Source organism: Streptomyces sp. NPDC088261 (genome assembly GCF_044740805.1).
Lineage (GTDB): Bacteria > Actinomycetota > Actinomycetes > Streptomycetales > Streptomycetaceae > Streptomyces.
Genome location: NZ_JBIURL010000007.1, coordinates 257,004 through 270,512, shown reverse-complemented (window position 1 = coordinate 270,512; position 13,509 = coordinate 257,004). Strand labels below are relative to the sequence as shown.

Sequence of the window (13,509 nt, the reverse complement as noted above, 5' to 3'; positions counted from 1 at the left end):
CGCCCCGGCGCGGACGGCACCGCCCAGCGACCGAAGGGGAAGCATGTCCCGTGACCGTTCTCTCGACATCGCCGTCACCGGCCTCGCCGCACGGTTTCCCGGCGCGACGGACCTCGCGGAGTGGTGGTCCGCCCTGGTGGCGGGGCGCGTCCTGACGCGGCGGCACACCCGTGGCGAACTGCTCGACGCCGGGATGCCGCGGAGCCTCCTGGACGACCCGGACTTCGTCCCCGTCCATGGTCATCTGGACGACGCGGACCGCTTTGAGAACACGCTCTTCCGGGTCAGCCCCCGGGAGGCGGAGATGATGGACCCGCAGCACCGCCTGATGCTGGAGGTCGCGTGGGGGGCACTGGAGGACGCCGGGTGCCGGCCCGGGGACACCTCGGTCACCGGGGTCTTCGCGTCCGCGAGCAGCAGCGGTTACCTGCGCGCCATGGTGGCGGGCGGCGGGCTCGACCCGCTCACCCTCGAGGACGCGCTGCACGGCACCGAGCCGGACTTCATGGCGAGCCTCCTCTCGTACAAACTCGGCCTGACCGGCCCCGCGGTGGCCGTGCAGACCGCCTGCTCCTCCTCGCTGGTCGCCGTTCACCTGGCCGTGCAGGCGCTGTTGAACGGGGACTGCGACCAGGCGCTCGTCGTCGGGGCGGGCATCGCGCACCCGCAGGGCGGGCATCTCCACGTGCCGGGCGGCATCCACTCGGCGGCCGGCGCCTGCCGCCCCTTCGACGAGAGCGCCGACGGGGTGGTCGCCGGGTCCGGGGTCGCCTGTGTGGTCCTGCGCCGGCTGGACGACGCCCTGGCGGACGGGCCCGAGCCGTACGGCGTGGTGCTCGGGACGGCGATCAACAACGACGGCGCTTCGAAGGCCGGTTACTACGCGCCGTCCGTGGACGGCCAGGAGGCCGTCATCCGGGCGGCGTTGGCGGCGGCGGACGTGGACGGCGGGTCGCTCGGGTACCTGGAGGCGCACGCCACCGGGACGCGCGTGGGCGACCCGATCGAGTGGACCGCCGCGTCGGCGGCGCTCGGTGGTACGGGGGCGGGCCCGGGCACGATCGCGGTCGGCGCCCTCAAGGCCAACACCGGCCACCTGGACAACGCGGCCGGGGTCGCCTCGCTCATCAAGGCGCTGCTGGTGGTCAAGGAGGGGGTGGTGCCGCCGGTGGCGGGCTTCTCCCGGCTCAACCCGCTGCTGGAGACGGAGGATTCACCGCTGTACGTGCCCGCCGAGGCGCGGGAGTGGCGGGGGCCGCTGCCGCGCAGGGCCGGGATCAGCTCGTTCGGCGTCGGCGGGACGAACGCGCATGTGGTCGTCGAGCAGGCGCCGCCGGTACGGGGCGCGGAGACCGGCGGCGAGGAGGACACGGGTCGTCTCGTCCTGCTGTCCGCCGCCGATCCCGGGGCCCTCGCGCGGTCCGCCCAGCGGCTCGGGAGCCATCTGCGGCGTGAGTCTTCTGCACTCGGTCCCATGGTCGGGGAACCGGCCCTGGCCGACGTGTCGTTCACCCTCGCGGCCGCGCGCGCCGAGCTGCCCGTACGGCTGGCGGTGGCGGGGCGCACCGGCGCGGAGATCGCCGAGCGCCTCGCGTCCGGCGCGGGGGTCGTACGGGACGAGGTCACGACGGGCGGCCTGCCGGCCCCGGCGCTGTTCCTCTTCCCGGGGCAGGGCTCCCAACACCCCGGCATGGCACGGCCGTTCGCCGAGGCGCTGCCCGGCTTCGAGGACGCCCTGCGGGACTGCCTCGCCGCGTTCGACCCCGCGACGGCCGGAGTCGTACGCCGCGCGCTGCTGGACGAGTCGTTCCCGGCGGCGGAACTGGAGGCCACCGAGCTGGCCCAACCCGCCCTGTTCGCCGTGGAGTACGCGGCCTCGGTCGCGCTGCGGGCCCTCGGTGTCGCCCCGGCCGCCGTGGCGGGTCACAGCCTCGGTGAGATCACGGCGGCCTGTGTCGCGGGCGCGCTCGACCTGGCCGACGCGGCCCGTCTGGTGACGGTACGCGGCCGGGCGATGGCGGACTGCCCGCCGGGGGCGATGCTCGCGGTGGGCTGCGACGAGGCGTCGCTCCGTACGCTGCTCGCGGAGAGCGGGCCGGAGCTCGAACTCGCCGCGCACAACGGCCCGGAGAGCTGTGTCGTGGCGGGCACCGAGGACGCCGTCGAGGCGTTCCGTACCCGGCTGGGCGCGGGCGTGCCCACCACGCGGCTGCGGACGAGCCACGCCTTCCACTCGGCGCTCGTCGAGCCCGCGCTGGCGCCGCTGTCGGCCGCGCTCGCGGGGATCACCCTGCGGCGGCCGGTGCTGCCGTTCGCGGCCAACGCCACCGGGGAGCTGGTCCCGGCGGGCGCCCGGATCACCGCGGACCGGTTCGTGGCCCAGGCGCGCGGGACGGTGCGGTTCGCCGAGGCGATGGAGACCCTGGCGCGGCGCTTCCCGGGAGCGGTCGCCGTGGAGGTCGGCCCGGGGCGGGTGCTGTCGGCCCTGGCCGTCGCCGCCGGGCTGACACCGGTCGCGCTGTCCCCGGGCCGTACCGCCCGGCCGGGCGAGGAGGTCCTGACGGCCCTGGGCACGCTCTGGGCGAAGGGGCTGCCGCTCGCGCCGACGGCACTGAGCGGCCCGGGACGCCGCGTACACCTGCCGGGATACGCGTTCGCCGGGCCGCGCTGGATGGCCCCGGAGGCCCGTCCCCGCGAGGCCGCGCTCCCGGGGGCGCCCGGCCGGACGCCGGACGCGGCGACGACGGCGACGGCGACGGCGAACGGACAGCTGCCGGACGTACGGACCGAGGAGGCGCCGGCCCCCGCGGAGGACCCCGCGGCCGTCCTCGCCGGGCTCTGGGCCGACCTCCTCGGCCACACCGGCCTCACCGCCGACGCGGACTTCTTCGACCTGGGCGGCGACTCGCTGGCGACCACGCATCTGGCGCGCCGGATCAAGCTGCGGCTGGGGGTCTCCGTATCACTCCGCGACCTCCTGATCGGCCGCACGCTGGGCCGTCAGACCGAGATCGTCCTCGGCCTCCTCGACCGGCCGGTCGTCCGAAGCTGAACCCGGACCGGCAGCCCGGCCCGGACCTGGGCGTCGCTGAGGACGGCGGCCCCCGGGTCCGGCTGGGCGTCGCCGACCAGGAGGCCGCCCAGGACCGCCACCGTTGACAGGAGCCGTCGTCGTCCCCTGCTCCGACGGCACGCCGACTACGCCGACTCCCCCTCCGGCGCCGGGAAAACCCGGTGCCGGAGGGGGAGTGGGGTCCTGAGGTGTCGTCCGAAGGGCTGCCCCGTCAGGTACGGGCCGTCCCCGGCCGGATCAGGAACGCCAGCAGCCCCGTGCACACCAGCGTGACCACGCCCAGCACGTCCCAGTACAGCCACGCCTCGCCAGCGTCGTGGAGCATGAGGAACAGCGACCCGCCCGCCAGCGACCCCAGCGCCTCCCCCGTGGACCAGCAGACCTGCCGCAGGTGCATGACCTCCAGGCTGGAGCCCACCCCGAGGCCCGCGAACGCGGTGCTCATCATCGGCGCGAACATCATCTCGGCGAGGGCGAACACCAGGACCGCGACCCCCGCTCCGAACAGCGGCGGCAGGCCCACCCCGAGCAGCAGCATCGACACGCCGAAGAGGATGTTGGCGCGGCCGAGGACGGCGAAGGGCGTCTTCCCCGCCGCCATCAGCTTGCTGATCAGCGCCGTGACCGCCGTCTGGAACAGGACGATCGACACGGCGGGCGCGGCGATCAGCACCGAACGGGCCGCCGCCGACTCGAAGTCCCGGCCCACGGACAGCGCGAACGCCGAGTAGAACTGGGCGTACACGAAGGTGCCCAGGGTGCTCACCACCACCAGCCGCAGCATGGCGGGGGTCCGCACGACCCGCAGCAGGACCGCCCTGCTCACCGGCCACGTGCCGGAGGTGGCGGGCGGCCTGCGGTGGGACGGGATGCCGGGCAGCATGACCGCGCCGGCCGCCAGGTAGCAGAGCGCCACGAACCCCATGAGCAGCCGGGGGTCGGAGTCCGTGTAGAGCAGGTTGGCGACGAACGGCCCCAGCGTCGCGCCCGCGTTGACGGCTATCTGGAACAGGGAGAAGATCCGGTTCCGCCCGATGCTGTCGTGCACGACCTCGGCGATGAGCACCCGGGACAGTGTGAAGTGGACGCTCACGCCGGTACCGGCGAGGACGAGCAGCGCGCACAGCGCCCACGCGGTGCCGGCGTACGGCAGCGAGCCGAAGGCGACGGCGGAGAGCAGGACCCCGCCCGCCATCCCGGTGCGGTATCCCACCCGGTGCAGCCACCGGTTGAGGGCGAGGGCGGCGAGCCCGGCGGACGCGGTGTAGCAGAACAGCCCGGCGCCCACCACGGCGGTCCCGGACCCCGGCGCCCGCGCGGCGAGCAGCAGGCCGAGCACGGGGAAGACGGTGAACAGGCCCAGGCTGCCGAAGAGATGGTCGAGCGAGAGCGCGGAGCGCAGGCGGCGGGGGGCCGGCACCGCGGGCGCGTCGAGGGGGCTGAGGGTCCCCGGCCGGGGGGTCATGGCCGGTCCCCCGCCTTCACCCACCGTACGGAAAGAGCGCGTTCCGCCATGTCGATCAACTCCTTGATGGCATCGCTTGCCTGAATGCCCGACACAGTGTCAATATCTTGCCAAGCTTGTCAATCGGGAGGCAGGACATGGCACACGGACATCGGACGGCACCGTACGGAAGCTGGCCGTCCCCGCTCGGCGCCGCCGACGTCGCCCGGGGCGAGGCCCAGCTCGACTGGGTGGGTTTCGTCGGGGACGAGGTGTGGTGGACCGAGGCCCTGCCGGAGGAGGGCGGCCGCGCCGCCCTCATGCGCGGAGGTCCCGACGGCCCCGAGGAGGCGCTGCCCGGCGGCGGTTGGGACGTACGGACCCGGGTGATCGAGTACGGGGGCCGCCCCTGGCTCGCGGTCTCCGGCCGCCCCGAGGACGGCGTCGTCTTCACCCACGCCGGGGACCAGCGTGTGCACCTCTGGCGTCCGGGGACGGAGCCGGTGCCCCTCAGCCCGCCCGGCGCCTGGCAGGCCGAGCTGCGCCACGCCGACTTCGCGGTGCGCGGCGACGAGGTCTGGTGCCTGCGCGAGCGGGTCGAGGACGAGGAGGGCACCCGGGTCACCCGCCACCTCGTGGCGCTGCCCCTGGACGGCAGCGCGGCCGACGACCCTTCGCGGGTACGGGAGTTGGCGGCCAGTCACCACTTCATGAGTGGTCCCCGCGTCGAGCCGGGCGGCGACCGGGTGGTGTGGCTGGGCTGGAACCACCCGGACATGCCGTGGGACGCCACCGAGCTCATGGGAGCCGCGATCCGGGCCGACGGCACCCTGGGCGAGCCGGCCGTCCTCGTCGGGGACCGCCTGGCGGTGACGCAGGCGGAGTGGGCCGCCGACGGCTCGGGCACGCTGTACGCGCTCGCCGACCCGGACGGGTGGTGGAACGTCCACGAGCTCGCGCCGGACGGCGGCCTCCTGCGCGCCCTGTGCCCGCGCGAGGAGGAGTTCGGCGACGCGCTGTGGCGGATCGGGCTGCGCTGGTGCCTCCCGCTGCGCGACGGCACGCTCGCCGTCGTGCACGGCACGGGCACCCGCACGCTGGGCATCCTCTCCCCCGACGGCACCCTCACCGACCCGGAGGGCTTCGCCGGGGCGGGCGCGGAGTGGTTCTCGCTCGCGACCGACGGCCGGCGCGTCGCCGCCGTCTGCGCCGGGCCGCGGCAGCGCCGCAGTGTGGTCCTCGCCGACCCGGCGGACGGCAGTGTGCGGGTCGTACGGCCGCCCTCGGGCACCGCGCTCGACGCGTGGGCGACCACGCCGTACCGCCGTGCCTTCCGCGGTGACGACGGCCAGGACGTGTACGCGCACGTGTACCCGCCGTACAGCCCCACCCACACCGGGCCCGACGGTGAACTCCCGCCGTGGGTGGTCTTCGTGCACGGGGGCCCGACGAGCGGCACGCCGCTGGTGCTCAACCAGGAGATCGGCTTCTTCACCAGCCGGGGCATCGGTGTGGTGGACGTGCAGTACGGCGGTTCCACCGGCTACGGCCGCGCCTACCGGGAGCGGCTGCGCGGCGACTGGGGGGTCACGGACGTGCGGGACTGCGCCGCCGTGGCCCGGGGGCTGGTGGCCGAGGGGCTGGCCGACGCGGGCAGGCTCGCCATCCGGGGCGCCAGCGCAGGCGGTTGGACGGCCGCCGCGTCGCTGTGCGCCGAGCCGGAGCTGTACGCGGCCGCCGGGATCTACTATCCGCTGCTCGACCCGGTGATCTGGAGCGCGGGCGGGACGCACGACTTCGAATCGCGGTATCTGGACGGGCTGATCGGCCCCTGGCCGGAGGCGAAGGACCGTTACGAGCGGCGCTCCCCGCTGGCCGGCGCCGACCGTATCCGCGCGCCGTTCGTCCTGCTCCAGGGGCTGGACGACCGCGTCTGCCCGCCGGCGCAGAGCCTGCGGATGGCGGAGCGGATCGCGGAGACCGGCGGGGAGTGCCGCTACCTCCGCTTCGAGGGCGAGGGCCACGGATTCCGGAAGGCGGGCAACACCATCACCGCGCTCCACGCCGAACTGGAGCTGTACGGCGACGTGTTCGGCTTCACGCCGTCCCTTCCGGCGGCGTCCTCGTAAGCGGGGGGGCCGTACGGGGGATCCGCCGTACGGCCCCCGGGCCTCACCCGTCCAGGAAGCGCTCCAGGACCACCGCGATCCCGTCCTCGTCGTTGCCCGGGGCCACCTCGTCGGCCGCCGCCCTCACCTCGGCGGGCGCGCCCGCCATGGCCACCCCGTGCGCCGCCCAGCCGAGCATCGGGATGTCGTTCGCCATGTCCCCGAAGGCGATGGTGTCGGCGCCGCCCAGGCCCAGGCGGTGGGCGGCGAAGGCGAGGCCGGTGGCCTTGGTGAGGCCCTTCGGCAGCAGCTCCACCTCGCCGGGGCCCGCCTTGACGATCCCGACGAGGTCCCCGGCGACCCGTACCGCGACCGAGGCCAGCTCGTCCTCGGTGAGGGTCGCGTGCTGGACGTAGAACTTGCGGACGGGGTGCGCCCACAGCTCCTCCTCGTCCGCGTCCGGGACGAGCGGGGTCTCCCCTGCGAGGTCGTGCAGATAGCCGGGCGCGGCCACCACCACCCCGTCCAGTCCCGCCCGGTCGGCGGCCAGGGTCAGCGGTCCCGTCTCCGCCTCGATCAGGGCGACCGCCCGTCGGGCCAGCCGCCGGTCCAGCGTGACGGACGTCAACTGCCGGTGCGCGGCGGTGTCGTACACCTGGCCGCCCTGCCCGCAGACCGCGAGCCCGGTGTACCCGAGGTCCGCGAGGACGTGCCGGGTCCAGGAGACGGACCGGCCGGTGACGACGATGTGCCGCGCGCCCCGCTCGGTGGCGCGGGAGAGGGCGGCCCGGGTCCGCGCTCCGATCGTACGGTCGGAGCGCAGGAGCGTGCCGTCCAGGTCGGTGGCGATCAGGGTGTACGGCAACGGGTCCACGGCGTCGGTCACTTCGGCCTCCGTCGCTCGGGTACGGGGTCGCGCGCCGGTCATGTCAGCCTCCGTTGCTCTGGTAGTGGCGCAGGTTCCAGTTCCAGAAGCGCTTGGCGACCAGGAACAGCAGGACGCACACCGCCGGCGACCACTGGGCGAGCCAGGCGAGCGGCCCGTGGTCCGGTTCCCTGTCCAGCAGGACGAGGACCGGGAAGTACGCGACGAAGGCCAGCGGCAGGAGGTACGTGAAGATCCCGCGCAGCACGACGGGCAGGATCGACAGCGGGTAGTTGCCGATCGTCGCCATGATGTCGTCGATCCACTTGCCCACCCCGTGGGCGAACGGCGAGCGCAACAGCAGCGCGGCCAGCGGGAGTTGGACGGCGGCCTCCAGGAAGACCCCGCCGGCGATCGCGGCGCCGAGGTAGAGCACGGCTCCCGCGGTCCAGTCGACGGGGGCCTGGGCCACGGCCATGGCGCACACGGTGACGCCGACGAAGAAGTCACCGAGGGCGTTGATGTTGAAGCGGCTGATGAGGATCTGGGTGAGGACGGACATGGGGCGGAGGAAGTAGCCCTCGACCCGGCCCTCCTCGACCAGTTCGAGCAGTTGGTCCGAGAGGTTCCCGAAGACCATGGTGAACAGGCCGTGCGACATGAGCCGCATGCCGACGATCAGCAGGACGCCGCCGTTGGGGAAGTCGCCCAGACCGTCGAAGCGGGTGATGAGGACGGCGGCGAAGGCGAGTGTCGAGGTCTGCCAGAGGATGCCGAAGATGATCTCGAACGCGAAGTCGCCGGGGTATTCGAGACGTCCCCGGATGTTGACCGCGGTGGTCCGCAGGATGATCCGCGTGACGCGGACCGTCCGGCGGACGCGGGCGCGGGCACCGGCACCGGCGCTCGTGCCGCCGCGCGGCCCGGCGGGCGGCCCGGCCGGCCGGGGCGCCTTGACCGTGGTGGTCATGGTTCAGCCTCCCTGTGAGGTGACGCGCCGGGCCGCACGCGACCAGACGAACTTGGTCAGCACGGCGAGAGCGACCACCCAGCACACCTCGCGCAGCAGGTTCTCGGGCGCGTCGGCGAGCGGGATGCGGCCGACGTAGATCGAGATGGGCACGTTGATGGTGGCGGCGAACGGAAGCACCGACGCCGTGGTGAGCAGCCAGCCCGGCAGGAACCACAGGGGGACGAACACCCCGGAGAGAAGGTCCTGCACGAAGCTGTACATGCGGGTCAGGCCGCTGTTGGAGGTCAGCCAGAAGGTGGCGAGGTCGACGAGCTGGCCGAGGTAGTAGAGGATCATCTGCCCGAGGACGAGGCTCACGACGAAGACCAGTCCGACGGTGGCGGAGGCGGGCGGCCGGATGACCCCGGTCGCGAGGGCGATGAGGTATCCGACGAGGGCCCACATCGCGCCGTACCCCATGTCGCCGACGGCCCGGTACATGTAGTAGCGGCCGGGTGAGATCGGCCGGAGGAACCAGTAGATGACCGTGCCCTCACGGGTGCGCTGCGGCAGGTTGTCCTTGGTGACCATCCGGTTGCTCCACCGGATCCGCCCGACGAGGATCGCGAGGGCCGCGTACGTGACGGCCTGGTGGACGTCGAGTCCGGCGACCGACTCCTTGCCCTGGTAGACGGCCGTCCACAGCAGGTAGTACAGGTAGACCTGGACGCCCATCATGAACGGGGCGAGGAAGAACCGGCCCCGGTAGGCGATCGTCTGGTAGAGCGGCACGATCCGCCAGATCCGCCAGGCGCGTCCGCCGCCCGGTCTGCCGCCGCGCCCGCCGCCGCGCCCGCCGCCGGGCCTGCCGTCCGCCCGGCCGCCGCTCGCTTCGGTGGTGACCGCGGCGCTCACGGGACGAGGATTTCGTTCTTGGCCTCGTAGGCGTTCCGCATGAGTTCCTCCAGGTCGGTCTCCTCCACGGTCATGCCGACCACGGGGAACCCGGCGATCAGGGCACGCACCACGTCCTCCGGTGTGTGGCCGTCCTCGGGGGCGAGTGTGGCGCGGGTCCCCTCGTGGGAGAGGACGCGCGCGCCCGCCACCCGTACCTCGGCGACCGGTTCCCCGAAGGTGACGTTGACCGTCCGGCCCGCGCCGTACTGGAGTTTCATGCGGTCGAGGGTCCCGTCGAACACCAGCCTGCCGTGGTTGATCAGCAGGACGCGCTCGCACAGCCGGGCCACGTCGGTCATGTCGTGGGTGGTGAGGACGACCGCCCGGCCGCGTTCGTGGACCTGCTGGAGGAGGAAGGCGCGGGTACGTTCCTTGGCGACGACGTCCATGCCGATCGTGGGCTCGTCGAGGAAGAGGATCGCGGGGTCGTGGAGGACGGCGGCCGCCATGTCGCAGCGGACGCGCTGGCCCAGCGACATGAGCCGTACCGGTGTGTCCCAGAACTCGGAGATGCCCAACACCTGGTCTACGTCGTGGAGTTGGCGCTCGTAGTCGCGGGGGGCGATGTCGAAGATGTCCTGGATCAGGCCGAAGGAGTGCCGGGCGGGGAGGTCCCACCAGAGCTGGGTCTTCTGCCCGAACACCGCCCCGATCGACCGGGCGTTGTCCGCCCGGTTCTGGTGCGGGACACGTCCGTCCACGTACACCTCGCCGGACGTCGGGGTCAGGATCCCGGTCAGCATCTTGATGGACGTCGACTTGCCGGCGCCGTTGGGGCCGAGCAGGCCCACCAACTCGCCCCGGCCGACGGTCAGATCAAGGTCGGAGACCACGGTGCGCTCGTCCCTCGCCGGGCTCATGAGCGACCTGAACGTGGCGAGGCGCCCGGTGGTCGGGCGCCTCACCTTGTACGTCTTCGTCAGGCCACGCGTCACGATGGCCGCCGATTCGTGCGGCATTACGGTTCCTTTCGGTGGGGGGTGGGTGAAGTGGGTGGGGTGGTTCACTGGGCAGGGTGGTTCAGTGGGCGTAGAGCGAGCTGAGCGCGGCGATGCCCGGAAGGTCACCGAGGAGGTCGGGGTCCTTCAGGGCGTGCAGGTCGGTCTCCCACAACTCCCCTGCGGAGGTGACCAGTACGGAGTCGGCGGGGGCCGGGCCCGGCGGCGACGGGGGCGACGACACGGGCGCCGTCACGCGGTCCCACTCGACGCCGGTGAACGGTATCCCCAGCACCCCCGACACCGACTTCACCGCGCTCTCCGCGGCCAGGGGCGCGAGCGTCAGTTTCGACGGGCTGACGACCACCGCCCGGCCCCCGAGGAAGTCGTGGCTGAACTCGTCCGCCACCGTGCCGCTGCTCGGCAGCAGCCCGGACTTGACCGCCGCGTACCCGGATATCAGCCGCACGCCCGCCAGCGGGCCCGGCCGGACGACCCCGCGCAGGGTGGACAGGACGCGGTGCGCCCACCACCCGGCCAGCTGTCCCCCGGCGCCCCGCGCGCTGTCGAACGACTGGAAGTCGGAGACGAGCCAGGTCGTCCCGCCCTCGTGCCCCGTCCGGCCCGCGACGAAGAGTCCGTGCTCCTCGCGCTCGGGGAAGACGGCGCTGATGACGGGCAGGTGCCCGCGCAGCACCAGCATGAAGGACTTCCTGCACCGCACGACGGGCGGCAGCCCCGAGCGGGCGAGGACGCCGGGCGCGCCCGCGCCGGCCGCGACGACCACGGCGCGGCTCGCAATCGTCTCCGTCACGCCGTCCGGACGGACCAACTCGCTGATCACACCGCCCGGTTCGCCGGCGGTCCGGCTGATGCTGCCCCGCGCGAGGTCGATGCCGGTGGAAGCGGTCAGCTCGCCGAGGCGGCGCAGGACGGGGCCGAAGTCGTACGTCTCCTCCTCGCTCCGGAACGAGGAGACGAAGCCGTCGCCGAGCCACGGCGGCGGTTCCACGGGGCGGACCGGGAGGCCGGCCGCCTGCCAGTGCTCCTGGGCGCGGCGCAACGCGTTCGGGTTGGAGAACGACACCACCGAGCCCGCCGTGACCGGCGCCAGACCGGCCGTGAGAGCGCGCCAGTGGTCCCGCGCGCGGTCGAAGAGGAGCGGCAGGCGCGGCTCGTTCGGGCCGAACGCGTAGCCCCGGTGCAGGTATCCGTGCGACTGCCCCGACTGGCCGCCGCCGAGCCGCCGTTCCTCGACCAACAGCACCCGGGCGCCGCGTGCGGTCAGTCCCAGTGCCGTGAGTATTCCCGCCATGCCCGCACCCGCGACCACGACGTCATAGCTGCGTGTCACTGTTGTCCCTGTCCTGGATTCGGGCACCGACCTGGCCCGGGCGGGTCCGCCCCGTCTAGGCCGTGTCCGCGAACGGGTTGACGTGTTCGACCGAGGCGACCAGCCCGGACGCCTCCGAGAGGCCCACCAGCCAGTGCTCGCCCCGGGCGGTCTCCAGCAGCAGACCGGTGTTGCCGCGCCGCGTGACCGAGCGCAGCGGACCGAGCCCGGCCAGCAGCAGCCGGTCCTGCGCGTCCGACGACGCGCCGGGGTGCCGGGCCACCACGTTCCCGCTGACGAGGCTGATCCGTACGTCGATGAAGAGCGAGACCGCGATCTCCATGGTGTCAACGGTCATCGTTCAGCACCTCGGCCAGGGCCAGCGCGGCGAGTGTGGCGGAGTCCTGGATGCCGCCCTCGCGGGCCAGCCGGCGCAGCTCCGGCCACGACAGCGTCCGTACCGTCATGCTCTCCTCGAACGGATCCCGCTCCGTGGCGCCGGCCTCCGCGACGGCCCGCGCGCTGTACGCGTGGCATGAGGTGGTCGAGAAGCCGCTGCTCTCGGCGAAGGTCCCGAGGTGCCGCAGGTCCGTCACCCGCAGGCCGGTCTCCTCCAGCACCTCGCGCCGTGCGGCGGACTCGGGTGACTCCCCCGCCTCGATGCCCCCTTGGGGGAATTCGACGCTGCGCGCGCCGCCGAAGGTCTGCCGGGGCAGGTCCACGACGACGAAGCGGTCCTCGTGCCGTACGACCACCAGGACGGAGTCCGGCTTGCTGACCATGAAGTACGCGTGCCGGTCCCCCAGGCCGTCCTCGTACCGCTTGCGCAGGACGGAGAACCAGGGATTGCGGTGGACCGTCTCGCTTCCGATCTCACGCATGGCCCCCACCGGCTCAGGCCGGCGGGGTCAGATAGGTCTTGGACAGGGGATGCCCGCCCCGGCACAGGTCGTCGTAGGCGGCGGCCAGTTCGCGGGCCCGGTCGGTCGCCCTCGGGTCGCGGGGGGCGACGCCGTCCGTGCTGTCGACCAGGCGGATCCCCAGCAGCGTCCCGGCGAGGAGGACCTGTCCGTCGTACAACTCCTCGCGCAGGACGCGGCGTTCGGTCACCTGGTGGCCGAGGTCGCGCGCGATGTCGAGGAGGATGCGCTTGGTGATGGAGTCCAGGACGCCGGTGTCCACGGACGGGACGACGATCTCCCGGTCGCGGACGATCAGGATGGCGGCGCCGTCCGCCTCGGCGACGTGGCCGTCCTCGTTGAGGATGAAGATGTGCTCGGCGCCCCGCTCGGTCCTCTCCCGCTCGAACACCCGGAAGTCCAGGTACGATCCGCCGGACTTGGCGAGGGGACCGATGGGTCCGCCGAAGCGGCGGTGGGCGCTGACCACGGCACGTACCTGCGGCGGGGCGACCGGGGCGAACTCGAATCCCCCGATGTACATGGCCCCTTCGCTCTCCGGCGCCAGGGTCGACCGGCCGCGCGCGGCGTAGAACGTCGGCCGCAGGTAGACGTCCTTCCCCGGGTGGTGGGAGGCGACCTCGGCCAGTGCGGCGAAGACCTCGTCCCGGGTCTCGGGCGCCGGGATGTCGGCGATGCGGGCGGAGTTGAAGAGGCGGTCCACGTGCTGCTCGGCGGCGAGCATCAGGTGGTGCTCACGCTCCGCGTCCCAGAACGCCGTCATTCCCTCGAAGACGTTGGCGCCGCGCAGCGCCAACTCGTCCCAGACATGGACCCGTGCGTCCTCCCAGGGCACGACGGATCCGTTGAACCACATGACTCTGTCACCCATGACTTCCCCCAGCCGTTCGGTAGTTCAGTCGTTCGGTCGTTCGGCAGT

At 73.3% G+C, this 13,509-nt stretch carries 11 protein-coding genes; 2 read left to right on the top strand and 9 right to left on the bottom strand.

Annotated features, from left to right (window positions below):
- Positions 1-43 precede the first annotated feature (43 nt).
- Entirely contained in the window at positions 44-3,052 is a 3,009-nt protein-coding gene (locus ACIODU_RS16630; protein WP_401768121.1) for a type I polyketide synthase, read from the top strand.
- Positions 3,053-3,284: 232 nt separating this feature from the next.
- Here ACIODU_RS16630 and ACIODU_RS16625 read toward each other — a convergent pair whose 3' ends face one another.
- Positions 3,285-4,538 carry an MFS transporter gene (locus ACIODU_RS16625; protein WP_401768119.1) on the bottom strand — a complete coding sequence of 418 codons (1,254 nt, stop codon included), beginning with the start codon at positions 4,536-4,538 and terminating at the stop codon, positions 3,285-3,287.
- A 137-nt stretch (positions 4,539-4,675) separates the two neighbouring features.
- On the opposite strand from ACIODU_RS16625, the gene ACIODU_RS16620 reads away from it, so the two are divergent.
- Complete coding sequence (locus ACIODU_RS16620) at positions 4,676-6,646, top strand: alpha/beta hydrolase family protein (protein WP_401768118.1); 1,971 nt, start codon at positions 4,676-4,678, stop codon at positions 6,644-6,646.
- A 43-nt stretch (positions 6,647-6,689) separates the two neighbouring features.
- Here ACIODU_RS16620 and ACIODU_RS16615 read toward each other — a convergent pair whose 3' ends face one another.
- The 8 genes from ACIODU_RS16615 to ACIODU_RS16580 all read right to left on the bottom strand — a co-directional run bounded on the left by ACIODU_RS16615 (position 6,690) and on the right by ACIODU_RS16580 (position 13,461).
- Positions 6,690-7,553, bottom strand: a complete 864-nt coding sequence (locus ACIODU_RS16615; RefSeq protein WP_401768117.1) for an HAD family hydrolase — start codon at positions 7,551-7,553, stop codon at positions 6,690-6,692.
- A gap of 1 nt (position 7,554) precedes the next feature.
- Positions 7,555-8,460, bottom strand: coding sequence for an ABC transporter permease (locus tag ACIODU_RS16610; protein ID WP_401768115.1), 906 nt, complete (start codon positions 8,458-8,460; stop codon positions 7,555-7,557).
- A gap of 3 nt (positions 8,461-8,463) precedes the next feature.
- Complete coding sequence (locus ACIODU_RS16605; RefSeq protein ID WP_401768113.1) at positions 8,464-9,357, bottom strand: ABC transporter permease; 894 nt, start codon at positions 9,355-9,357, stop codon at positions 8,464-8,466.
- Positions 9,354-10,358 carry an ATP-binding cassette domain-containing protein gene (locus tag ACIODU_RS16600; protein ID WP_356423406.1) on the bottom strand — a complete coding sequence of 335 codons (1,005 nt, stop codon included), beginning with the start codon at positions 10,356-10,358 and terminating at the stop codon, positions 9,354-9,356. Before ACIODU_RS16600 ends, ACIODU_RS16605 begins: the two co-directional genes overlap by 4 nt.
- Before the next feature lie 61 nt (positions 10,359-10,419).
- Entirely contained in the window at positions 10,420-11,691 is a 1,272-nt protein-coding gene (locus tag ACIODU_RS16595) for an FAD-dependent oxidoreductase (protein WP_401768111.1), read from the bottom strand.
- A gap of 55 nt (positions 11,692-11,746) precedes the next feature.
- Positions 11,747-12,028 (bottom strand): hypothetical protein, encoded by a 282-nt coding sequence (locus ACIODU_RS16590; RefSeq protein WP_401768109.1) that lies wholly within the window; start codon positions 12,026-12,028, stop codon positions 11,747-11,749.
- A complete protein-coding gene (locus ACIODU_RS16585) occupies positions 12,018-12,551 on the bottom strand; it encodes an NUDIX hydrolase (RefSeq protein ID WP_401768107.1) in 534 nt (177 codons plus the stop codon). Before ACIODU_RS16585 ends, ACIODU_RS16590 begins: the two co-directional genes overlap by 11 nt.
- 13 nt (positions 12,552-12,564) lie before the next feature.
- The gene (locus ACIODU_RS16580; RefSeq protein WP_356423395.1) at positions 12,565-13,461 is read right to left on the bottom strand and encodes an aminotransferase class IV; all 897 of its coding nucleotides are present in this window, start codon (positions 13,459-13,461) and stop codon (positions 12,565-12,567) included.
- Between the last annotated feature and the right edge of the window lie 48 nt (positions 13,462-13,509).